The 21,667-nt window shown below is 69.3% G+C and carries 15 protein-coding genes; 7 read left to right on the top strand and 8 right to left on the bottom strand.

Annotated elements, in window-relative coordinates; translation table 11 throughout:
• Window positions 1–61: 61 nt before the first annotated feature.
• Both LUM46_RS09630 and LUM46_RS09625 read right to left on the bottom strand, forming a co-directional pair.
• Window positions 62–1,354 (bottom strand): ABC transporter substrate-binding protein, encoded by a 1,293-nt coding sequence (locus LUM46_RS09630; RefSeq protein WP_274993617.1) that lies wholly within the window; start codon window positions 1,352–1,354, stop codon window positions 62–64.
• A gap of 120 nt (window positions 1,355–1,474) precedes the next feature.
• Window positions 1,475–2,443, bottom strand: a complete 969-nt coding sequence (locus tag LUM46_RS09625; protein WP_274993615.1) for a squalene cyclase — start codon at window positions 2,441–2,443, stop codon at window positions 1,475–1,477.
• Window positions 2,444–2,549: 106 nt separating this feature from the next.
• On the opposite strand from LUM46_RS09625, the gene LUM46_RS09620 reads away from it, so the two are divergent.
• Entirely contained in the window at window positions 2,550–3,158 is a 609-nt protein-coding gene (locus LUM46_RS09620) for a VOC family protein (RefSeq protein ID WP_274993614.1), read from the top strand.
• Between the two features lie 172 nt (window positions 3,159–3,330).
• Here LUM46_RS09620 and LUM46_RS09615 read toward each other — a convergent pair whose 3' ends face one another.
• A complete protein-coding gene (locus tag LUM46_RS09615) occupies window positions 3,331–3,789 on the bottom strand; it encodes a hypothetical protein (protein ID WP_274993613.1) in 459 nt (152 codons plus the stop codon).
• A 17-nt stretch (window positions 3,790–3,806) separates the two neighbouring features.
• Window positions 3,807–12,959 carry a golvesin C-terminal-like domain-containing protein gene (locus tag LUM46_RS09610; RefSeq protein WP_274993612.1) on the bottom strand — a complete coding sequence of 3,051 codons (9,153 nt, stop codon included), beginning with the start codon at window positions 12,957–12,959 and terminating at the stop codon, window positions 3,807–3,809.
• A 213-nt stretch (window positions 12,960–13,172) separates the two neighbouring features.
• Between LUM46_RS09610 and LUM46_RS09605 the strand changes: the two genes are divergently transcribed.
• On the top strand, window positions 13,173–13,481 hold the full coding sequence (locus LUM46_RS09605) for a hypothetical protein (RefSeq protein ID WP_274993611.1): 309 nt from the start codon (window positions 13,173–13,175) through the stop codon (window positions 13,479–13,481).
• Window positions 13,482–13,513: 32 nt separating this feature from the next.
• On the opposite strand, the gene LUM46_RS09600 is transcribed toward LUM46_RS09605, so the two are convergent.
• Complete coding sequence (locus LUM46_RS09600; RefSeq protein WP_274993610.1) at window positions 13,514–14,104, bottom strand: uracil-DNA glycosylase family protein; 591 nt, start codon at window positions 14,102–14,104, stop codon at window positions 13,514–13,516.
• A gap of 131 nt (window positions 14,105–14,235) precedes the next feature.
• Here LUM46_RS09600 and LUM46_RS09595 point away from each other — a divergent pair, with 131 nt between their 5' ends.
• Genes LUM46_RS09595 through LUM46_RS09585 form a run of 3 tightly spaced genes read left to right on the top strand, consistent with a single transcriptional unit; the run spans window position 14,236 to window position 16,918 of the window.
• Entirely contained in the window at window positions 14,236–15,066 is an 831-nt protein-coding gene (locus tag LUM46_RS09595) for a CPBP family intramembrane glutamic endopeptidase (RefSeq protein WP_274993609.1), read from the top strand.
• A complete protein-coding gene (locus tag LUM46_RS09590) occupies window positions 15,063–16,262 on the top strand; it encodes a sensor histidine kinase (RefSeq protein ID WP_274993607.1) in 1,200 nt (399 codons plus the stop codon). Before LUM46_RS09595 ends, LUM46_RS09590 begins: the two co-directional genes overlap by 4 nt.
• Window positions 16,259–16,918, top strand: a complete 660-nt coding sequence (locus LUM46_RS09585; RefSeq protein ID WP_274993606.1) for a response regulator — start codon at window positions 16,259–16,261, stop codon at window positions 16,916–16,918. The genes LUM46_RS09590 and LUM46_RS09585 overlap by 4 nt, the downstream gene beginning before the upstream one ends.
• 36 nt (window positions 16,919–16,954) lie before the next feature.
• On the opposite strand, the gene LUM46_RS09580 is transcribed toward LUM46_RS09585, so the two are convergent.
• On the bottom strand, window positions 16,955–18,442 hold the full coding sequence (locus tag LUM46_RS09580; RefSeq protein ID WP_274993605.1) for an SDR family oxidoreductase: 1,488 nt from the start codon (window positions 18,440–18,442) through the stop codon (window positions 16,955–16,957).
• A gap of 124 nt (window positions 18,443–18,566) precedes the next feature.
• Here LUM46_RS09580 and LUM46_RS09575 point away from each other — a divergent pair, with 124 nt between their 5' ends.
• On the top strand, window positions 18,567–19,373 hold the full coding sequence (locus tag LUM46_RS09575) for a tryptophan-rich sensory protein (RefSeq protein ID WP_274993604.1): 807 nt from the start codon (window positions 18,567–18,569) through the stop codon (window positions 19,371–19,373).
• Here the strand turns inward: LUM46_RS09575 and LUM46_RS09570 are convergent.
• Window positions 19,363–19,740: a winged helix-turn-helix transcriptional regulator gene (locus tag LUM46_RS09570; RefSeq protein WP_274993603.1), complete on the bottom strand. Its 378-nt coding sequence runs from the start codon at window positions 19,738–19,740 to the stop codon at window positions 19,363–19,365. The genes LUM46_RS09575 and LUM46_RS09570 overlap by 11 nt on opposite strands.
• A gap of 55 nt (window positions 19,741–19,795) precedes the next feature.
• Here LUM46_RS09570 and LUM46_RS09565 point away from each other — a divergent pair, with 55 nt between their 5' ends.
• The gene (locus LUM46_RS09565) at window positions 19,796–20,656 is read left to right on the top strand and encodes an enoyl-CoA hydratase/isomerase family protein (protein ID WP_274993601.1); all 861 of its coding nucleotides are present in this window, start codon (window positions 19,796–19,798) and stop codon (window positions 20,654–20,656) included.
• 64 nt (window positions 20,657–20,720) lie between these two features.
• Here the strand turns inward: LUM46_RS09565 and LUM46_RS09560 are convergent, their stop codons facing one another.
• Window positions 20,721–21,530 (bottom strand): Atu4866 domain-containing protein, encoded by an 810-nt coding sequence (locus LUM46_RS09560; protein WP_274993599.1) that lies wholly within the window; start codon window positions 21,528–21,530, stop codon window positions 20,721–20,723.
• Between the last annotated feature and the right edge of the window lie 137 nt (window positions 21,531–21,667).

Here is a 21,667-nt window from a genome sequence, read left to right as displayed (position 1 = left end):
TCCTCGGTGAGCCGGGACGTCTCGAACTGGTGCCTCTCGAGCCGGTACAACGTTGTGCCGCTCATACGGTCGCTCCTCGTCCGGCGAGACGACGCCAGTCGGCGTCGAGCTGGCGGAGCATGCCGTCGAAGTTGCCGCTGCGGATCGCGGCCTGCAGGTAGTTGCCCAGCGGGATCGACGTCGGCACGAACGTGCCGGCGCCCTGGTAGAACGCCGCACGGTCGACGTAGTCCTGGAGCCCCGCGAGGCGCTCGTCCTGCTGCGGCGGCGCGTCGATGAGTGTCGAGTAGGCGAGGTTGTCGGCGTTGTAGGCGTTGAGGATGTCCGGCCGCATGAGGAACTCGACGAGCTCGCGCGCCTCGTCCTGGTGTTGGGACGCCGTCGGGATCCACAGGCCGAGGTCGATGTTGACGCGCGCCTGCCGCTCGTCGGGGTTCTCCGAGACGGGCAGCGGGAACGTGCCGACCTCCAGGTCCGGGTCGACGAGCTCGATCTGGCTCAGCGCCCACGGCCCCTGCAGGTACATGGCGGCCTGGCCCTTGCCGAAGGCGAGGTTGCCGTCCGCGTACGCACGCACCGCGTGGTCCTTGTTGAAGTACGACGAGATGACCTTCGCGCGCTCCATCGGCACCGCGAAGTCCTTCTCGAACGAGACCTCGGAGTCCGGCCCCACGTCCGTGCCGAGCTCCTTCATGCGGCGGAAGAACTCGCCCGGTGCCACGAGGCTGCCGACGGAGTAGTCGAACAGTCCCTGCCAGAGCGTCCACGTGTCCCGGTCGGTCGCGTAGATCGGGGTGACGCCGGCCTGGGTGAGCTCGTCGCACACGTCGACGAACTGGGTCCACGTCTCGGGCACGGGTAGCTGGTGGTCCGCGAAGATCTTCTTGTTGTAGATGACGCCGGCGGCCGCGAGCGAGTACGGCAGGACGCTCGTGCGGCCGGGGTAGGTGGCGTACTGGTCGGTCAGCTCGTCGATGTCGGTCCGGACAGTCTGCGCGGACGGCAGGTCGGACAGGTCGCCGAGCACCCCGCGCTTGATGTACCGGGCGAGCTCGAGGTTGTCGTTGAAGCAGCCGACGCCGGCCGGTTCGTTGCGCACGAACTGCGGCGCGATGGCCACCGTCGAGTCGTGCACGACGGTGATGCCGGGACGCTCGTCCTCGAAGCGCCGGAGCAGTTCGCCGAAGTACGCGATGACCTCCTGCTTCTGCAGGTAGAAGCGCAGCCCGGTTCCTCCGCCGGCGGCTCGCGAGGCGGGCGCGCACCCGGCGGCGCCGAGCGCGACGAGGGCCGCCGAGCCGGCGAGGAACGAGCGACGACTCAGCGGAACGGGACGGCTGAAACCAGGACTCACGCTGCATCTCCCTTGATTACTGCGACCGGGGGAATTTACAGCGCTGTAAATAGGGAGTCAAACGTGTGCCAGCAGTCGGGCAGCGAGCCCGCAGCCCTGTACAGCTCCCCGACCCGAGCCTCACACAGTGCCAGCGCCGTCCCACCAGTCGAGCACGCGCGTGCCGTAGAACGTGAGCCACCTGGACGGCTCCCCCGGCGGCACGTCCACCTCGAACCAGACCCGGCCCGGATGGCGCCCCTCCTGCAGCCAGGTGCCGTCCGGTCGGCGGGCGCCGCGGACCACGCCGACGGCGTCGGCGAGCCGAGGATCAGGCCCGACGCCGTCGTGCAGTGCCGCCGCGCGAAAGTAGTCCAGGGCGTTGAGGGCGCTGTAGCCCCAGCGAAAGGGATACCCGAAGCGGGTGGCCCACGGACCGATGAGCTCGCCCGTCGACAGCCTGTGGAGCAGCCGCCGCTCCAGGAGGTACTCCTCGCCCTCGCGGCGCGCGGCGCGCAGGTCGTCACTGCCACCGGTCGCAGGTTCGGTTGCGGTCTCGTAGTACAGGAGGCCCTTGAGGGAGTTGAGCGTGGAGTGGAACGAGGAGCGTGTCGAGCCCTCCACCCACTCGCAGTTCCAGCCGCCGTCGGGCAGGCGGTGGTCGACGAACCACTGGGCGATGCCCGAGACGTCCACGCCGAGCCACGCGCCGTTGGCAAGCGTCCAGCTGTTGATGCAGCAGTCGACCTCACCGTCCCAGTAGGGCAGGTCCTCGTACTCCCACCGGCTGTTCGCGGCAAGCTTCTCGGCGGTCCCGGCCAGCACGGCGGCGTCGAGACCCCAGTCGCGGAGGCTGCTGAGCGACCAGGTCGTCGCGGTCCAGGGCTGGCCCTCCTCGTCGCCCTGGTACCCGGCGGGGAAGAAGGCGCCGCCGGCCCACTGCCCGTCGGGATCCTGCAGCGCGAGGAGTCGGGCCCCGAACCCCTCGGTCGCGACGCGCGCCCGGGTGGCGCGCCAGACGTCCTCGGGCGCCCCGGCGAGGTCGCGTTCGACCTGCCAGCGCAGGGCCGGGTCGGAGTCGAGCAACCAGGTGAGCAGCTCCGGTGCCATGGTGAGAAGGCTACTTTCCGGCGGGCACGGCCGTCAGCAGAGAGTGGTAGCGAGTGGTCAGGAATCGAGAAGCACACGACGGCCCGCCGAACCTAACGTCATGGGCATGGCACACATCGACTCCGTCACCCTCGAGGTGACCGACCTCAGCTCCGCACGTTCCTTCTACGACGCCGCCTTCGACCTGGGCGACCGGCTCCGCCTGCGCGAGACCGACGCACCTACCGACGGGTTCCGCGGCTTCCACATCTCCCTGGTGTCGTCGCAGCCGGGAGACGTCAACGCCCTGTTCGACGCCGCCGTCGAGGCAGGGGCCACCGTGCTCAAGCCCGTCACGAAGTCCATGTGGGGCCACGGTGGCGTGGTCCAGGCACCCGACGGCACCATCTGGAAGTTCGCGACCTCCGCGAAGAAGGACTCCAGACCCGCCGCGCGGACGTTCGACGAGATAGTGCTCCTCATCGGGGCGGACGACGTGTCGGCGAGCAAGAAGTTCTACGTCGCGCACGGGCTGACCGTCGGCAAGAGCTTCGGCTCGTACGTCGACTTCAAGATGGGATCCAGCCCCATCGGGTTCGGCCTGTACAAGCGCGCTGCGCTCGCCAAGGACGCCGGCGTGCCGCCGGAGGGAACGGGCTCGCACCGGCTGGCGGTGGACAGTGAACTCGGGGCGTTCACCGACCCAGACGGGTTCGCATGGGAGCCGGTTCGGTGAGCCGGTAGAGCGAGGGCTGTGTGCGACGACCGAACCGACCCCAGGGGCGGCCGCTCGGCTCGCGGCGAATGGACTCGGCATCAGCACACATGCAGGTCCATCTACATCAACTCACATCTCGGCCACGCCGTAGGATTAAAACCAACCGTCAGAACATTTCAGAAGCAGGCTATTAGAGCGACCTCCCGTAATACTGCTGCTGCTCACTCACAAGTTCCAGCAGAAGTGGCCCTGCTGCCGGACGCAACTTCTGCCAGAGTTCTCTGTAGCCGAGAAGATGATCGATTACGCGCGCCCTCAATAGGTCATCGATTGACGGGCGGTGGAGCACAAGCAAATCCTCAAGAAACGAGGAGATTCGTTGCACCAGGTCATCACCTCTATCTTCCGTCAACGCTGGCCTGAGAATCTCTGGAATAAAGAGTTCCGACACCCACGCCCACGCATCGACCGTCGTTCGCCAATCGGTATTGAGCCCGTCGGCATAATCTTTATGGTCACGGACAAAGGCCTCTACGGCGACGCGGAAATCCGGAAAGTAGCCTTGCAAGAGGTCCCCTACTGCGTCTGTGTCGCTTTTTGACTCGGACCCCACGCGGTCCACCTCCTCTGCATTGATGTCGCCAATCAAACCCAGGACCTTCGACCTCATGCCGGTGGGACCGGAGATTGGCAGGACGAGACGATATTGGCAAGCAACGGGTCTGCGCAGCCGCCACTCGGGTCCCCATTCCAGGCATCGCCCGCCATCATGCCATAGTCGATGACAAACAGGAGCTCTCCGACCACGCCAAGCCCACCCATAAGCCTAGGCAGTTTTGCCTGCCCACTGAGCCGGGGCCCTTTGTGAGGGTCCTCAGTGAAAGCGGTGCCGGTCGTTGCGCGCATCGAGGGCGCCTCTGCCACCTTTGTCATGGCGTTTCGGAGCGACTCCATCTTTCCCGGATTGTCTTTCAGGTCTTGCAAAACAGGGTTCTTTGAATCGACCTTTCGATCGAGAGCGTCCCACAATTCTTGTGCTTCGGTCTGTGCGATCTTGAGATCGCGGTCTGTCAGTAGTGCGTTACCCTTCACACGAGCCTTCCGGTCCTCTTCGGTGAGCATACTGATTCGTCGTAGCAACTCACCCGCATCCACACTATGGAAACGGCCCTTCGTGGGCTTACCGGTCTCGAGCTCGTGGATCAGTGCTTCCGCCGCCTTCCCAGACCCGACTGCTGGAGTCGAGCCAGGCTTTGCATAGATGTCGCCGAGAATATTCTGCAATTTAGAATTCGTGACTGACGGCGCGGGCGCGACCCATCCAGCGGTGTTCGGCCCTGCCGCACCCTGATGAATCGGCCGGGGCTCATGCCCGTCAGTCTCAATGAAGTTAATCGGATTACCGGCGGTGAAGGCGTACCGGTTGCTGGTGTACGGGTCGGATCCGAGTCCCAAGTTGGCCAGTGACCCGTTGTACATGTCCCGAGTGGTGAACCTGTTCAGACCAGGTGCGTAGTCGCGGAAGCCCATGTCGTAGGTGCCGGAGCCTGCGTCCCAACGCTTGGAGTTGTACCGGTAGGCGTTGTACGGCTCAGCATCCTCCGGGCTACCGGCCGCGGGTTTGTCGATCCCCGTGTACTCAGACTCGTCCGCGTTGCCGTACGCGGTGTACCCGTAGGTCGCGATCGAGTTGCCCGCATCGTCGGTCAGCGTTTCTACGTCGGTGTGCGCGTTGTACCCGTAGTACGCACTCTCCCCCGCCTCGACCCCGGCCTCCGCGTCCGCCTGGTGCGTGATCTGCGACAGCCGCTGACCCCAGGGCGAGTACTGGTACGACTTCGTCAGCTGCCCGGCGACCTCCTCGCCCAGCACCTCTGACGACATTCCGAGATAGGTGTAGTCGGTCGTCTTGCCATCAGCTGTCTTGGACGCCGTCCGGTCCAGCGGGTCGTACTCGTACGTCGTCGACTCGAGCGCGCCAGACTCATTGATCTTCTCGGACTCGGCTATGTGGTCGAACCCGTCATACGTCGTCCGAGAGATCGTCAACCCCGCCGAGACCACCGACGTCTGCCGGCCGAACGGGTCATACCGGTACGACGCCGTTGCCCCATCAGCTGTCGCAGTCAGCAGCCGGTTGCGGTCGTAGGAGTACGTCGTCGCCGTCGAACCCACCGACTGCTCGATGACGTTCGCGTTGTCGTCATGCACATACGTCTCGGTCTTGGCCCCGTTACCCGTCTTGACGGACTCCGACAGCCGCTCGGCCGGGTCGTACGAGTACGTCGTCGTCGACTCGAGATACGCCCCGGCAACGTCCGCGTTCGCCTTCGACGCGACATCGGTGTGCTTGTTGCCGTTGTTGTCGTACGTGTAGGCGTGCGACGCGACCAGAGCCCCGCCCGACTTCTCCTCACGCAGCGACTTCAGCGCACCATCCAGGAAGTAGCCGTTGGTGACGACATTCCCGTTGGCCTTCGTCTCCGTAGCCCGCATGCCCCGGTTGTCGTAGCTGTACCGAGTCACCTTCGCGGCGGCCGTGTCGTTCAGGTCGTCGACCGCAACAGACGTCAGCAGGTGCCGCGGATCCTCGTACTTGTACGCCGACGACTGGTCCGGGTGAGCCACCGTCAGCGGCTGCCCCAGCACGTCGTACGAGTACGACGTCGTCGCTGTCTCCTGACCCGCCAACGCCTCCTTGACGCTCGCCACCTGGTTCAACCCGGTGTACGCGACCTGGTAGTCGTCCGCCCGGGCACCCGAGGACGTGTCGTTGATCCCCGTCAGGTTCCCGTTGACGTCGTAGGAGTACGCGAACGCGTGCGCCTCCGTGTCGGTGTCCGCGGAGTTGTCCCGCACCAACCGCACAGCATCGGCCACGACGACCCCCGTGGAAGACGGCTTCAACGTCACCATGACCGGGTCGCCCTTGCGCAGCGCAACCCGTCCGACGTCGGACCACCCGCCCGCACCTGTCGTCTGGTTCACCGTGTACGCCGGCTCGGTCACCTCGCCGCCTTGACCGTCACCGTCCTTGCCATGCGTCAGCTCGAACTTCGCGTCCGAGGCGGCACCCGAAACCTGCGGGTACGTCACCGCCACCGAGTACGTGCCGTCCGCCGGGACATCCAGGGTCCAGGTGAACGTGTCGGTCGAGGCCCCCGACACCGCAGCATGCGTGCGGTGGTTGGTGCCCTGCTCCCCCGCAGCGGACGCAGTCGCCCACGTACCGGTCGGCTCAACCAGGCCCTCGGTGTCGTTGTCCGTCACCACCGAGTGCGATCCCACCGGCACACCGTCGTCGGCCTTGGTCCGCAGCTTCCCGTCCGGGAAGTACGACCACGTCATCGTCCGGTTCGCGGATCCGTCCGCCGAGGTCAGCGTCCGAGCCGTCTGCGCACCCAGGTCGTCGTACTCGTACGCGGTCGAGATGTCCCAGCCATCGCTGGACTTCTTGATCCACCCGTTGTCGAAGTACTCGGTCGTCGAGTCGTTGCGCACCGTCTGGTCCTCCGACGGCGGCATCGACGTCTTCACCACTCGCCCGGCGGCGTCGTACGTCGTCTCTGTGTAGACGTTCGCGTCGTTGTGCCGGGTGTCCGCCGGGTCGTACGGCTGGAACTGCTTGACCGGCCGGTTCAGCTCGTCGTACTCCGTCCGCGAGGCGAAGTCGTCCGGCTCAGCCGTGGCCACACCGCGTGGTGTGATCACCCGGGTGGTGTTGCCGACCTCGTCGTACTCGACCTTCGTGGTCCGGTACTGCACCACACCACCGACGCTCTCGTGCGGCGTCTTCGTCTCGACTTGGGCACCGCGCACGTCATAGGTCACGTAGGACGTGTTGCCGTCCGGGTCGGTCGAGGACACCGCCAGGCCGTCAGCGTCGTAGTCCGTCGTGCTCGTGTTGCCCGCGGCGTCCGTCGCCGAGACGGGCCGGTGGTTCAGGTCGTACTTCGTCGTGGACGTGAAGTCGTCCGGGTCCGCCGACGCGTTCTTCTTCGGGTCCACGGTCTTCACGAGGTTGCCGACCTCGTCGTACGAGTAGCTGATGACGTCGCCGTCAGCGTTCGTCACGGACGTCTGCTGGTAGATCGAGTCATACCCGTACCGCGTCACGAAGTCGGAGGCGTCCCCGGTGGTGGCCACGCCCTTGGGCTCGGTCACGGTCTCGAGGTTGCCGACCGTGTCGTAGGTGAACACGCTCGCGCGCTCCGGCCCCGTGGACGTGTCCTTCGGCATCGTCGACTTCGTGACCTGGTCGGTCTTGTCGTACGTCGCCGTCGACACGGCGCCGTTGGGCGCCGTCGAGACGGTCACGTTGTCGTTCGCGTCGTAGACCGGTGCCGGCGTCGTGATGGTCTCGTCCGCCGACTTGCGCTGCGTACCCGTCAGCGGCCGGCCGAAGGCGTCGTACGCCTGCGTCACCAGGCCGTCGAGCGGGTCCTCGACCTGGGTCACCAGGCCACGCCCGTCGTTCGAGTACGTGGTCCGCGAGACGTTGCCGAGTGCGTCCTCGGACACCTCCGGGTATCCCACCGCGGTGTACCCGCGGTACTTCGTGACGTTGCCGTTCGCGTCCTTGGCCGTCAGCAGCTGCCCGAAGTCGTCGTACGTGTACGACGTCGTGTAGTCGCCCGCCGTCGCCGTCTCGATCCCCTTGCCGTCCGTGACGATCAGCAGGTTGCCCTTGTCGTCGTACGTGAACTGGTTCTTCCGGCCCTCGGGCGACGTGGTCCGCGCGATCTGCGCGACGTACCCGTTCTCCCAGGGCTGGTACTCCATGACCTGCGCACCGGGCGGCGCCTGCTCGGCCGTCTCCCCGGGCACGCACTCCGAGGCCGCGGGTGCCCCGCCCCGGGCGTCGTTCTGCTCGGCGTCGCGCTGCCACAGCGGGTACCCGGTCTTCGGGTCGTAGCAGTACGCGGTGACCGCGCCGTTGGCCTCCGTCAGCGACCGGACGTTGTTGTCCCCGTCCCAGGTGAGCGCGACCGTCTCCGACTTCGCGTTGGTGACCGACCGCGGTCGGCCGAAGTCGTCCGAGACGTACTTCGTCGCGTGCCCCTCGGCGTCGGTGACCGTCGAGTTCCACCAGTCGTCGTTCGTCGCGTGCGGCACGTAGTCGAACGAGGTGTCGCCACCGAGCCGGTCGGTGATGGTCTGCACCGACCAGTGGTCCTTCGGGTCGTCCCCCTCGGACTGGTAGTAGTACCCGATGCGCGTGGTGTTGCCCCGCGGGTCGGTCACCTCGGTGAGCTTGGCGTTCTTGTTGCCCTGGTCGGCGTCGTAGGTGAACTTGAAGTGCTTGGCGATCGACTCGCCGGCGTCGTCCGTGGCGCCCGCGCCGTCGATCATCCGGCCCATCAGGCCCTTGTCGGTGTAGTAGAACTCGAGCTTGCGCCCCGAGACGTCCGTCATGGACCGCACGTGGTCGTAGATCTTCGAGTTGGTCAGCTTGCCCGACCCGTCGACCAGGTTTCCGGTGGTCTCGTCGACGTACCGCCAGCCGGTCTGGCCCTTGGTCCAGTAGTCCACGGTCAGGGTCTGCCGGCCCGTGGGGTCGGTGACGTACTGCAGGAACTTGCGGGGCTGGTTGTTCGACTGCCGCTCGGCGTAGGTGAACTGCTGCGTGTTGCCGTTCTTGTCGATCACCTCGTTCAGGTAACCGTCGCAACCGAACACGAACGTCGTGCCGTCCGGGCGCAGCAGCTGCCAGGCGTCCGCCACGTAGTCCTGGTTGCCGGGGCAGGTCACGTCAGCGGCGCTCTGCGTCAGCCGGTAGTTCACGCCCGCAGGGGCGTCCCACTGGCCGGTGGTGGAGTTCAGCCGGAACACGTGGGTCGTGCCGTCGCCGTCCGGCAGCATGATCTCGCGCGGGCCGTTGTTCGGGTGGAACTCCAGCGGCGCGCCCAGCCGGATCGGCCCGGCCACCTGCGCGGACCAGCCGAACCCGGACACCGTGTCGGAGGTGTCCTGCGAGTTGTACGAGAACCGCGCGAACGTCGACAGGCCGCGGCCCGGGTTGCTGAACGCGTCGTACGACCAGACGGCGTTGCCCGCCGCCACGTTGGTCATGAGGGTGCCGCCGGCACCCGTGTTCTTGCCGGCGTAGGTGTAGAAGCTCTCCAGGCCCAGCTGGTCCGACGTCGGGTCCTCGACCGCGACGTTCTGCTTCAGCTTCCCGGCCGGCAGCGCCGCGATGCCGGCCTCGGCCAGGGTGCTCGCCTCGGTCTGCTCGGCCAGGTCCCCCGTCGCCGTGGTGTCCAGCCCCTGGGCGGACGCCGCGGCCTGCGCAGAGTCCTCCCCCGCGGCCTCCGCGTCCTGTCGGGTGGTCTTCTCCTGCGCGGCCGACGTGCTGTTGGCGATCTCCCACGACAGCGAGTAGTCCGAACGCAGGTTGCCGTCGCTGACGGGAGGCGCGACGACGGTCGCCGTCATGTCCGCCACCTCGCCGGAGGACAGGTCCTGCGGCAGTGCCGTCGTGGTCGACTCCGACCCCGGCGCCACCGAGCCGTCCGGCAGCGTCCAGGACGCGACCAGCTCCTGGGCCCCGGCGACCCAGGTCGTCTGGGTCGTGTTGGACACGGTCACCGGCACCTTGTACGTGGCGCCGGGGTTCATGCGCTCCGGGGTGTCCGGCGCGTAGAAGGTGTCCTCCGGCGCGGTGCTGAGGTAGGTGACCGACAGGCGCGGACCGGAACGCTCCAGGCCGCCGTTGTTCTCCGCCTCCTTCGAGGCGAACAGGGACCGGTCCTGGGACGCCGCCTCGTCCGCCATCCGCACGATCAGCGACTTGTGCCAGGACGGGTTGTTCACGAACGCCTGGGTCACGGCGGTGGCGTCCCACGCCAGGCGGGACGGACCCTCACCGACGCTCGAGACGGTCGACTGCACGGCGGAGGTGTGCGTACCGCCCGGGTTCCATGTGCCCGGGCCGGCTCCGTCCGGGTCGTTCCACGTGGCGGTGGTCTCGTCGAAGTCGACGGTGGCACGACGCAGCTGATACTGGCCGAGGGTCGGGTAGACCATGCTGCCGTCCGTGTTGGTGCGCGTGGTCTCCGTCGTCTCCTGCCACATCCGCAGGGACGCATCGGTCACCACCGCGCCGTCGGGGACGTCCCACGCGGTGTCGTCCCACTCCATGACGGTGCGGGTGTCGCCGTAGACCGCCGACGCGTTGCCGACCAGGTCCCAGTGCTGGGTCGTGATGTCCTGGACCGTGTTCCAGTTCTGGGTCGGCTTGCCGCTGGCCAGCGAGGTGTCCCCCGAGGCGACCAGCACCTTGGTCGTGTGGCCGGCCTTGGGCAGCCGCACGATCTGTGTCGACGACGGGACGATGCTGCCGTCTCGCCGTTTGACCGCGACCTGGTAGTAGTACAGCTTGCCGTCGCCTGTGGCATCGGCCGGTGTCGGGACCGCTGTCGTGTCCACGAACTCCGTCGTACCCGGGGCCACCGGCGCCACCAGTGTCGAGGACGACGGCGCGAAGGTCTGCGAGACCGACCGGTGCACCTGGTACTCGACCAGGTTGTCGCCGGCGTTCGACGAGGGGTCCTTGTACGTCGACCAGGACAGCTCCGCACCGGTGGCGTGGATCGTGTCGGGGATGTCCATGACGACGCCGGGCTGCCCGTAGGTCACCGTCAGGCGCGGCATGTTGCGGGTCTCACCGCCGTAGACGTTCTCCCCCGCCTCGTAACGGGGCCCGCCCAGAGGGCCGTTGACGCTCTCGTCGGTGGCGCGGACCATGAACCCGTTGTTCGCCAGCGAACCGGTGGCCCACTTCTTCACCGTCTGGGTGACGTCGTAGTTGTGCCACTTGCCGATCTGCCCCGGGGTGCGGATGGCCGTGCCGCCCTTGATCAGGCGAATCGCGTCGGCGATGACCACTTTCCCGGTCTGCACGCCCTGGTCGGTCACCGCGACCCGCGCCCCCGGGTTCAGGGTGTGCGACTGCACCACCGACCACACCCCACCCGACGTCGCGGTACCGCGCGTCATGTCCACGTTGTAGGTGCGCGTGCTCCCGCCTGGGAACGTCACCTGCAGCTTCGCCGCACTCGCCCGGTCCTCCGCAGGCACGTGCGCCACCCGGATCTGCCACACCCCGCCCTCCGGCAGGCTCGGCGTCACCGAGAACTCGTCCGTCGTGCCGTCACCGTTGCCGTACGAGAACTGGTACGTGCGCCCGTACGCATACTGCGTCAGCGCGGTGTTGCCCGACGCCGGCCAGTCCCCGGAGAACTCCGCCTGAGCGTGCGTGTTGTCGAAGGTGCGCTGGTAGCCGGCGATCCCGCCCTCCAGACCGTTGGCGTTCGACCAGTTCGCCGTGGGCGACTCCCACGCCCCGGTGACCTCACGCACCTCCAGCGGCACGCGGGTGGCCCAGTCGGTGTGTGCCTGGTCGAAGTAGAGCCCCAGGTCCGCGTCGGTCACCGTGGAGCCGTTCGGCACCACGTCCTCGAGCTGCGGGAAGGCGAGCATGGCGCGAGCGACGCCGCCCCCGGTGCGGCCCACCGACAGGCGGCTGCTCGCGTAGTACTCCGTGGTGGGCGCCTCCGACAGGAGCATCGTGTCCTTCGAGAAGTTCCCCGTCGGCGAGATGATGATCGTCGGGTCCACCGTCACCGGCCAGACCCGGTCCTCGTCGGTGAGCCAGTCCATGTCCGGCGCGACGGTCAGCGTCCACTCACCCTCGCCCGACGGCTCCAGCTCGTAGGTCACGTCCTCGGACACCGACGCGCCCTGGTCGTCCGGCGCGGACAGCTTGCCGCCCTCGGAGGTCTCCGCCTCGCGGGAGTCCCACATCACGCCCGCCGGGATCATCACGGCAGGCTCCGGGTCGAGCTCACCGTAGAACCCGATCGACCCGTCCTCCTCGAGGCGCGGGGTCAGCTCCCCGAGGTCGGACAGCGTGAACGTGTACTCCACCGGGGCCGCGTCGTCCGGCGCCTCGGAGAGCGTGATCGACTCCTTGACCCGGCCAGGCAGGACCTCGTACGACAGGTCGGCGCCGCCCAGCGCCGCGACGTCCTCGTGCGTCACCGTGTCGCCGTCGACCCGAGGCGAGGACAGCTCACCGTCGTCGGCGTCGGGCAGCCCGACGGTCACGCCACGGCCGTCGGCGTCCTCCGCCCGGACGACCCGGTCGGCACTCCGGCCGAACCAGGACCGCGCGGTGTTCGCCACGTTCGCGTGCGACCAGCCCCGTGACGAAGCGGCCTTGCCCGCCTTCGCGGAGAGACCCTTCGCACCCGCGGCGGCCACCGCCTTGCCCGTCGCAGCGACGGTCGTGTCGATCTCCACCAGGCCGTCCTGAGCGGTCTCGTAGAACAACGGCTCACCGGCGGCCTCGACCTGCCGCTGACCGTCGTTCAGCAGGAACGTCCTCGAGTTGACGGTCCGCTTGCCGGTCAGCTCGCGCACCCGCTCGCCCGGCTCGGCCGGCGTGACGACCGTCGGATCCACCGCATGCTGCTCGGGCGCCAGCTCGGCATCCGCCGGGATGGGATCCGCCTCGGTCGAGTCGCCGCCGTCGAACAGGTCCGTGAACCAGTTGCCGCCCTCGTCGTCGCTCTCGCCCGAGCCGAGATCGCTCTTGCCCGAGGTGGGCGGTGCGGCAGCTGCCGCAGCCGCGGCGCGGTCCGCCTCCGACTGCTCGTCGACGCTCGATGCGGCCGCCGGCAGGGCAGGCACCAGGTAGACACCGACCAGGGCGGCGGCCGTGACCGCGACCGTCGCCGTCCGAGCCCACCACCGTGCGCCGGGCACGGGCAACGTTGTCGACACCGCGACCGGTCCGGTCGTCGTCCTGCGAGCCATCAGATCCCCCTGAGCAATGCCCCCGCCCGTCTCAGGCGGAAGTCAACGAACCACCGGTACCCAACCAGCCATTGCCCAGCGGCCAACAGGGGAAGAAAACCTACGGGTGAAATGGCATCTTCGGATTTGTCGGACTTTGACGACTACGTGTCAGCATGCCTACGGTGTAGCCGTATGCCACACCAGTGCCGCCAGGGGGAAGGAACTGCCACGATGGTGCGCGCCAAGAAGGCCACGAGCGAGAACCTGCTTGCCGTACTGGCGCTGCACGAGTGCGGCTCGTACGGCGCTGCCGCCACCGCGATCGAGCGAGACTCCGCGACGGTCAAGTACCACCTGACGGCAACCCGTCTGGCCTACGGGGACGAGGTGCTCACCTACACCGGCCAGAGCTGGCAGCCGACGGCGAAGGGGCTGCAGATCCTGGAGCTCGCCCACAAGGCCCGACTGCTCAAGGACGCGCTCGGCGGAATCGAGCCGTCAGAACGTGGAACGACCCCGCGGTCCGAGGACGCTGCCTGACGGCACCCGGCTGACGTGAGGCCGCTGTCCCCTCACGTACCCGCGAGCGCCTCCGCCACCAGCGAGCGCAGCGCGGGCACGACCTCCTCCTCGAACCACGGGTTCTTGGTCTGCCAGCGGAAGTTCAGCGGCGACGGGTGGACGAGCGGGATCGTGAACGGCAGGTACTCGGCGTAGGCACGCACGGTCTCGGTCAGGGTCGGCTTCGCCCGCCCCGCCAGGTAGTACTTCTGGGCGTAGCCGCCGACCAGGACGGTGAGACGGAGGTCCGGCAGCTCCGCGAGGATCCGCTGGTGCCACCGTCCCGCGAAGTCCTTGCGGGGCGGGAGGTCGCCCGAGGCACCCTTGCCCGGGTAATAGAAGTCCATGGGAATGATCGCGAACAGGTTCGGGTCGTAGAACTGCACGTCGTCGACGCCGAGCCAGCTCCGTAGCCGCACACCGCTGGCGTCGTTCCACGGGATGCCGCTCTCCTGTGCCTTGCGGCCGGGCGCCTGCCCGATGAGCGCGATGCGGGCGCCGGGCGCCGCCGCGTAGAGCGGCTCGTAGCCGAGGTCGCGCGCCCAGGCGTTGGACTCGTGGGCGACGATCTCCGCCCTGATCCGGTCGAGAGTGCTGCGCATAGCTGCCCAGTCTGTCCCCCGTGCGAGCTACGTGCGAGTGTCCACCGTGCGGTGACTACCTGAGGCGGCCGGATCCATAGCGTTCGGGGTAGTCCGCGGCACTCCGGCTGCGGCTTCTCGAAGGAGTCATCGTGCGTCTGGTGTGGCAGCTCTTGGCCGTTGTAGCGGTCTCTTTCCTCGGCAGCCAGGGTTCGCTGCTGGTCGGCGACAGCCCCTGGCTGGCGCTCGTCGTCGGGCTGGTGACCGCCGTGGTCGCGGTCCTCGTCTACGCCTGGGTGGTACGGCGCACCGAGCACCGCGCCGTCGTAGAGGTGTCCCGGCAGGGGGCCGCGTCCGGTCTCGCCTGGGGCACGCTGCTCGGTGTGGCACTGTTCAGCCTGGTCATCGTGAGCCTCGCCTTCCTCGGCAGCTACACGGTCCACGGCCTGGGCACGACGGCGGGCGCGGTGGGACTGCTCGGCGTCATGGCGTCCGTCGCCGTGGTGGAGGAGCTGATCTTCCGCGGCGTCCTGTTCCGGATCATCAAGGGGTGGACCGGCACCTGGATCGCTCTGGTCCTGACCAGCGTGCTGTTCGGCCTGGTCCACCTGGTCAACCCGAACGCCACCCTGTGGGGCGCCCTCGCGATCGCCATCGCGGGCGGCATGCTCACCGCTGCGTACGTTGCCACCCACAAGCTCTGGGTGCCGATCGGTCTGCACTTCGGCTGGAACATCGCGGGGAGCGCCATCTTCAGCACGGAGGTCTCGGGCAACAACACCCCGCAGGGCCTGCTGGACGCGACGACGTCGGGCCCCGTGCTGATCACGGGCGGGGAGTTCGGCCCCGAGGGCAGCCTGTTCTCGATCGTGTTCTGCCTGCTGGTCGCCGCGGTGTTCATGCGGCTGGCCTACCGGCGTGGTCACGTGATCCCGCGTCGGCGCGGCACCCGGGCCGACGCGGCCGTTACGCTCCCCCGGTGATCGATCTCCGGCAGGTCCCGAATCGGTGGCGCGACCGGTGGCACCGGCTCGACGTCACGGTCCGGGACCTGCCGCTCGCCCTCGCGCTCGCCGGTGCGGCGTTCGTGCCCGTGCTCCGCGAGTACGGGACGCAGGTCGGCGAGGTGCCCGTCCGTCCGTTCGACGGTGTCGCGGTGCTGGTCATCGCGCTCCAGTGCCTCCCGCTCGCCGTGCGCCGGCGGTGGCCGGCCCTGTGCGTCGCGCTGGTCTCGCTCGGCTTCGTGGTCAGCCAGGTCCAGGGGTACCACTCGTTCGGGTCCAACGCGCTCGGCATCGCGCTGGTGAGCGCGGGTGCGCACCTGGCGCACCGCCGTCGGCTCGCCGCCGTCGCGCTCTCCGTGGCGTACGTGGGGCTGGCGGTCATGCTCGACCGGCTGACCGGCGCGGAGCGCGTGGACGAGTACCTGACGTTCTACCTGGTCATGGCCTTGGCGTGGGGCATCGGCACCTGGCTGCGGTCCAGCCGGGCGGCCGAGGCAGAACGCCGCCTCCGGGTCGCCGAGGACACCCGCGCCGCCGAGCGCACCCGCATCGCCCGCGAGCTGCACGACGTCGTGACCCATCACGTGACGGCGATGGTCGTGCAGACGGAGGCGGCGCGGTACCTGACTGCGAAGCCGGACCGGCTCGACGCGACCCTGACCGCCGTCGGCGACACCGGCCGGCGGGCCATCGGCGACCTGCGGAACCTGCTCGACCTGCTCGACCCCGGGCACGAGGGTGCCGCCAGGACACAGACCGACGGCGACCACCGGACCCTCGTCGAGCAGACCCGCCAGGCCGGGCAGCCGGTGGAGCTCACCGAGGAGGGCACGCCCGCCCAGGAGGCGGGCAGCGCCGAACGCACGGCGCACCGCGTGGTCCAGGAGTCGCTGACGAACGCCCTCAAGCACGCTTACGGCCGCCCGACGGCGGTCACCGTGCACTACGACGACAGGGAGATCACCGTGGAGGTCAGCACGGCAGGGCCGGGCACGGAAGCCGGCGCACAGCGCGGCCCTCGGGCAGGCTCGCGCGGTGCTCCGGCCGGAAGCGGGCGCGGCCTGATCGGGCTCCGGGAACGGGTCGCGGCCCTGGGCGGCGAGCTCAGCACCCACCCGACGGACGACGGCGGCTTCGTCGTGCTGGCCCGCATCCCCACCGGGAGCCGCTCGTGAGCGCGCCGACCCGGGTCCTGGTCTGCGACGACCAGGTGCTGATCCGGACCGGGTTCGCGACCATCATCGATGCCCAGCCCGACCTGGAGGTGGTGGGCGAGTGCGGGGACGGTCGGGCCGCCGTCGACCTCGCGCGCCGGCTGCGCCCCGACATCGTGGTGATGGACGTCCGCATGCCGGTGCTCGACGGCATCGAGGCGACCCGTCTCCTCGCCGGTGCCGGGGTGGAGGAGCCCGTCAAGGTGCTCGTCGTGACGACGTTCAACCTCGACGAGTACGTCTACGAGGCGCTGCGCGCCGGGGCGAGCGGGTTCCTGCTCAAGGACGCCCCCGCGGCGCAGCTGCTGACCGGCATCCGCACCGTCGCGGCCGGGGCCGCGCTGCTGGCACCCGAGGTGACCCGGCAGCTCGTCGGCAGGTACGCGGCGCGGATCCGGCCCACCGAGAGCGCCTCCGGTGACACCGAGCTGACCCGGCGCGAGCTGGAGGTGCTGCGCCTCATCGCCGACGGCCAGTCGAACGGCGAGATCGCGGCCACACTGGTGATCAGCCAGGAGACGGTCAAGACGTACGTGTCGCGGCTCCTGGCGAAGCTCGGCCTGCGCGACCGCGTGCAGGCCGTGGTGTACGCCTACCGCAACGGGTTGGTGACCTGAGGGCGACGCGCAGCCGGCAGACGACGGAGCCACGGCTCAGTACCCCTGCTCCATGCCGTGCTCCTGCGCCGCGCGGGCGATGTTGCGCTGCATGCCCCCGAACACAATCCCGTGGAACGGGCTGATCGCCCACCAGTACAGCTGCCCGGGGAGCCCGCGCGGCAGGAAGACGGCGCGCTGCCGGAACGTCGGGCGGCCACCGGGCTCGCCCTCGACGGACAGCTCCAGCCAGGCGAGCCCCGGCAGGCGCATCTCGGCCCGCAGCCGCAGCATCTCCCCCGGTTCCACCTTCTCCACCCGCCACCAGTCGAGCGCGTCGCCGGGCGCGAGGCGGTGCGGGTGCCGTCGTCCGCGACGTAGGCCCGGGCCACCGAAGAGGCGGTCCAGGGCGCCCCGGGCCACCCAGCCCAGGCGCCAGGAGTACCAGCCGTGCGCCCCGCCGATACCCTCGATGACCGTCCAGAGCGACTCGCGGGTCGTGTCCACCACGACCGACCGGTCGTCCACCAGCAGGCTCCCGCCCGCCCAGTCGGGGTCGTCGGGCAGCGGGTCGGACGGCGCCCCCGGGGTGGAGGCCGACACCCAGCTCGTGCGCACGTCCAGGTCCTGGATGCGCGCCAGGGCGAGATCGACCGCCTGGTCGAAGCCGATCAGCCCTTCAGGTGGGTCGGGCACGTACTCCTTGATGTCGTCTTCCCGCGCCACGACCTCGTGCACCAGGGATCCGACCAGCGGGCGGGCGATCGCCGGCGGTACCGGCGTCACCAGACCGACCCACAGGCTGGCCAGGCCCGGCGTCAGCACCGGGACCGCGCGGATGACCCGGGGGCGCAGGCCCGCGACGGCGGCGTAGCGCTGCATCATCTCGCGATAGGTGAGGACGTCGGGACCGCCGATGTCGAAGCCCCGGCTCACCTCGGACGGAATGCTCGCCGCGCCCACGAGGTAGCGCAGCACGTCGCGCACGGCGATCGGCTGGATCCGGTTGTTGATCCAGCGGGGCGCCACCATCGCCGGGAGCCGTTCGGTGAGGTAACGCATCATCTCGAAGGACGCGCTGCCCGAGCCCAGGATCACCGCGGCCCGCAGCACGACCGTCGGCACCCCGCTGTCCAGCAGGATCTCCCCGACCTCGCGACGGGACTCCAGGTGGGGCGAGAGCCGTTCCGCGTCCGGGTGCAGCCCGCCGAGGTAGACGAGACGTGAGACGCCGACCTCCCTCGCCACGACCGCGAAGCCGCGGGCGGTGTCACGGTCGCGTTCGGCGAACCCTGGCCCCGACCCGAGGGCGTGGATGAGGTAGTACGCGACGTCGACGCCGTCGAGCGCTCGCCGCAGGTCCGGACGTGACGTGGCGTCACCGGCCACGACCTCCACGTCGTCGGACCACTCACGGGAGGAGATCCGTTCGGGGTGCCGGGCCAGCACACGCACCCGGTAGCCGGCAGCGATCAGCTCGGGTACCAGCCGTCCGCCGATATAGCCGGTGGCCCCGGTGACAAGGACCGTCGCGGCGTCCGTCATGGCAGGACCGCCTTTCGCTCGACATCGTGAATCCTGGAAGATTACTAGATAGGCTAGCGATATTCGCCGCTCACGGCTCAGGCACCGGGCGCGAGCGGGCCACCGACCCGAGGAGTGAGGACCCATGACGGGACAGCATTCGACCGACCGGACCCAGCAGATCGTCGTCACCGTCAGCTACCTGGCCTGCCTGGTGGGCTCCATGATCGGCGTCGGCGTGTTCGGCGGGACCCGTATCGCGTCGGCGGCCGGCGGCGCGCTCGCCCCTGACGCCACGCTGCTCGCACCCGCTTCCGCCGCCTTCTCGGTGTGGACCGTCGTCTATGCCGGGCTGGCGGGGTACACGGTGCTGCAGTGGTTCCCCGCCCCGGCGTCCGCGGACCGACAGCGTCGCCTCCGGCTGCCGGTCGCCGGGACCATGCTGCTCAACGCGGCGTGGATCCTGGTGGTCCAGGCGGGCTGGCTCTGGGCGAGCGTGGCCGTGATCGGGGTGCTGCTCGCGCTGCTCAGCCGGGTGTTCGTGATCCTCGTGCGGACGCGCCCCGCCGGGATGCTGGAGCGCGTCCTCGTCGACGGCTCGCTCGGCCTCTACTTCGGCTGGGTCTGCGTGGCCACCGCCGCCAACGTGGCGGCGGCCCTCACTGCCTCCGGGTTCGACGGGGCCGGCATCGACCCGGACTGGTGGGCGGTCGCGGTCCTCGCGGTGGTCGGCGCTGTCGGCGTCGTCCTGGCGGCGCGGAGCGGGGGCCGCATCGCCGTGGCCGTCGCGATCGCGTGGGGACTGGCCTGGATCGCGGTGGCCCGATGGGACGGCGCACCCCAGTCGGGCCCGACCGCGGTGGCAGCGGCCGCCACGGCCGTCGTCGTCCTCGGGGTGGCGGGGGCCCTGAGGCTGCGCGCCGCCACCCGCACGGTCTCCGCTATTCCTTGACCGCCCCTCGGCCACCCGCGGTGTCATCCGGGTCGTAGGCGTCGAGGAGGTCGTCCCCGTGCTCGTCGCTCCAGGCGTAGACCGTGTCGAGCAGGTCGAGCAGGCTGCGCCCGAGGTCGGTGAGCTCGTAGGTCACGGTGCGTCCCGCCGACGTCCGGCACACGAAGCCGTCATGCTGCAGGTTGCGGAGCGACCGGGTGAGCTCCTTGGCGCTGGTGCGGTGCAGCGGGACGCGCAGCTCGGAGAACCGGCGTGGCCCCTCCTCCAGACAGCGCAGGACCATCGGCGCCCACTTGTCCTTCATCCGGAGGGGCTGCATCGGCGATGGGCAGATCTCGTCGAACATGTCGACAGCCAGCTCGGACATAGCACGAGTCTAGGTTCCCGGTCGGTTACCCGGTCGCTTCCTAGGGTCACGACTCATGAGCTACGACAACCTGCCCGGCCTCCGGATCACATCATCGGACGGCGTCGCGACCGTGACACTCGACCACCCTCCCCTCAACCTGATGGACGGCGTCCTGCTGCCGTCGCTGCGCGGGTTCATCAACCGGGCCAGGAGGGACGAGAGCATCCGCGTGATCGTGTTCGAGAGCGCCGACCCGGAGTTCTTCAGCGCGCACGGGGACATGGGCTACCTCACCGACCCGGACGCCTTGTCGAAGGCGACCCGAGCGGCGATCGCCGCCGCCGAGGAGGCACCGGTGCCGGACGGCATGAACATCCTGCAGGCCATGAGCGAGGAGGTGCACCACCTGCCACAGGTCACCATCGGCAAGCTGTCCGGCTTCGCGCGCGGCGCCGGCAACGAGTTCCTCATGTACCTCGACATGAGGTTCGCGGCGATCGGCAGATCGGGTCAGTCGCAGACGGAGGCCCTGATGGGCATCCTTCCGGGCGGTGGCGGAACCGTGAACATGACCCGCCTGGCGGGCCGGGCCCGCGCCCTCGAGCTCATCCTGGGCGGCGAGCTCGTGGACGCGGAGCTGGCCGAGCGGTACGGGCTGGTGAACCGGGCCCTTCCCGCCGCGGAGCTGGACGGTTTCGTGAGCGAGCTCGCTGGCCGGATCGCGCGGCTCGGGCCGGAGGTCGTGTCCGCGATCAAGGCGGCGGTGAACGCGGTGGCGCCGGCGGTCCCGCGCGCGGCGTACGCGGTGGAGAACGACGGGCTGATGGCGACGATGGGGCCCGACGTCACGCGACGTGCGCACGAGCTGCTGGCCGCGGGGATCCAGACCCGCGAGGGGGAGCTGGAGCATGAGCGGATCGTGAACTCGATCTGACCGGGCCGCTCGGGTCACGACCGCGGGCGCCCTTCTGGGCACCACGGTCGTGACCCGTCCGCGGTCAGCGCTTCAGCACGTACCCGCCGTGGTGGAGCGTGCCGTCCACGAAGTCGCCGTAGGCCCAGAACCCGAGGTCGTCGAGGTACTCGATACGGTCGCCGGTGATCCAGAACCGCCCCTGGAAAGCATGCTCCCGCCCGCCACGGGTCTCGTCGTAGCGGCCGTCAGCCGTCAAGGACTGGTGCAGGAATCCGGTCTCGTCGACCCAGGTGCCCAGATAGGGGCTGTCCGCCGCACCGCCGTCCGCGAGCCCGTGATCCGCGGTCTCGATCAGACGGGTGCCGCCCCACCGGGCCACGTCACCGTCGACCACCAGGGCGAGGACTGCCTCGGGACGCCTCAGCAGCGTGTCCCACGCCGCCCGGAGGTCAGGGGCGTCCTCGCGCCGCAACACGGCGAAGGTCGCCGCGGCCCCCGCGGCGAGGGTGCCGCGGTCCTGCGTCCTGAGCTTGCGAGCCCTCACCTGTCCGGGCACGTCGATCACTGCCGGCACGATCACGAGGCCCTCGCAGCGGACCACGACCATCCCGTCGTCCTCGGCAGCCGTCTCCAGTCCTGTCCCGACGCCGACGACGGTCCCGCCTGCGACGCCGAGACCGAGCAGGAGATCGCCGCGCTCGACCGTTCCGACGAGCGGGTCGGCGGTGTGGATGGTCGCACCCGCGAAGAGCGGTGGGCTGCCCTCGGCCATCGCCGAGGTGAGCCGCTCGAGCTCGGCCACGTCATGGAAGGCGTGGCCCGGGTGCATCACCATTCCGGTGTCGTCCAGCACCCCGTCGTCCAGCACCCTGTCGTCCTTGTTCGTCGTCATGCCCACGTCTCCGTTCCTGCCCTGCGGCACTCGTGCGGTGTCCGGCGTTGTCGCCGGACGAGCACCAGGCTGCCCGGGCCGCTCGCACGCAACCAGGCCGGGGCGTGACCGGGTGCGCGGCACCCTGGTTGAGGTGC

This window comes from Promicromonospora iranensis, from assembly GCF_028994805.1.
Taxonomy (GTDB): domain Bacteria; phylum Actinomycetota; class Actinomycetes; order Actinomycetales; family Cellulomonadaceae; genus Promicromonospora; species Promicromonospora iranensis.
Note: the sequence above shows the minus strand (reverse complement) of the source record. Positions and strands in the feature narration are given on the sequence as shown.

Bases quoted from the DNA above. Each gene is read 5' to 3' on its own strand.
- LUM46_RS09625 (WP_274993615.1), bottom strand. From the start codon at position 2,443: ATGGCACCGGAGCTGCTCACCTGGTTGCTCGACTCCGACCCGGCCCTG.
- LUM46_RS09620 (WP_274993614.1), top strand. From the start codon at position 2,550: ATGGCACACATCGACTCCGTCACCCTCGAGGTGACCGACCTCAGCTCC.
- LUM46_RS09610 (WP_274993612.1), bottom strand. From the start codon at position 12,959: ATGGCTCGCAGGACGACGACCGGACCGGTCGCGGTGTCGACAACGTTG.
- LUM46_RS09605 (WP_274993611.1), top strand. From the start codon at position 13,173: ATGGTGCGCGCCAAGAAGGCCACGAGCGAGAACCTGCTTGCCGTACTG.
- LUM46_RS09600 (WP_274993610.1), bottom strand. From the start codon at position 14,104: ATGCGCAGCACTCTCGACCGGATCAGGGCGGAGATCGTCGCCCACGAG.
- LUM46_RS09580 (WP_274993605.1), bottom strand. From the start codon at position 18,442: ATGACGGACGCCGCGACGGTCCTTGTCACCGGGGCCACCGGCTATATC.
- LUM46_RS09575 (WP_274993604.1), top strand. From the start codon at position 18,567: ATGACGGGACAGCATTCGACCGACCGGACCCAGCAGATCGTCGTCACC.
- LUM46_RS09570 (WP_274993603.1), bottom strand. From the start codon at position 19,740: ATGTCCGAGCTGGCTGTCGACATGTTCGACGAGATCTGCCCATCGCCG.
- LUM46_RS09565 (WP_274993601.1), top strand. From the start codon at position 19,796: ATGAGCTACGACAACCTGCCCGGCCTCCGGATCACATCATCGGACGGC.
- LUM46_RS09560 (WP_274993599.1), bottom strand. From the start codon at position 21,530: ATGACGACGAACAAGGACGACAGGGTGCTGGACGACGGGGTGCTGGAC.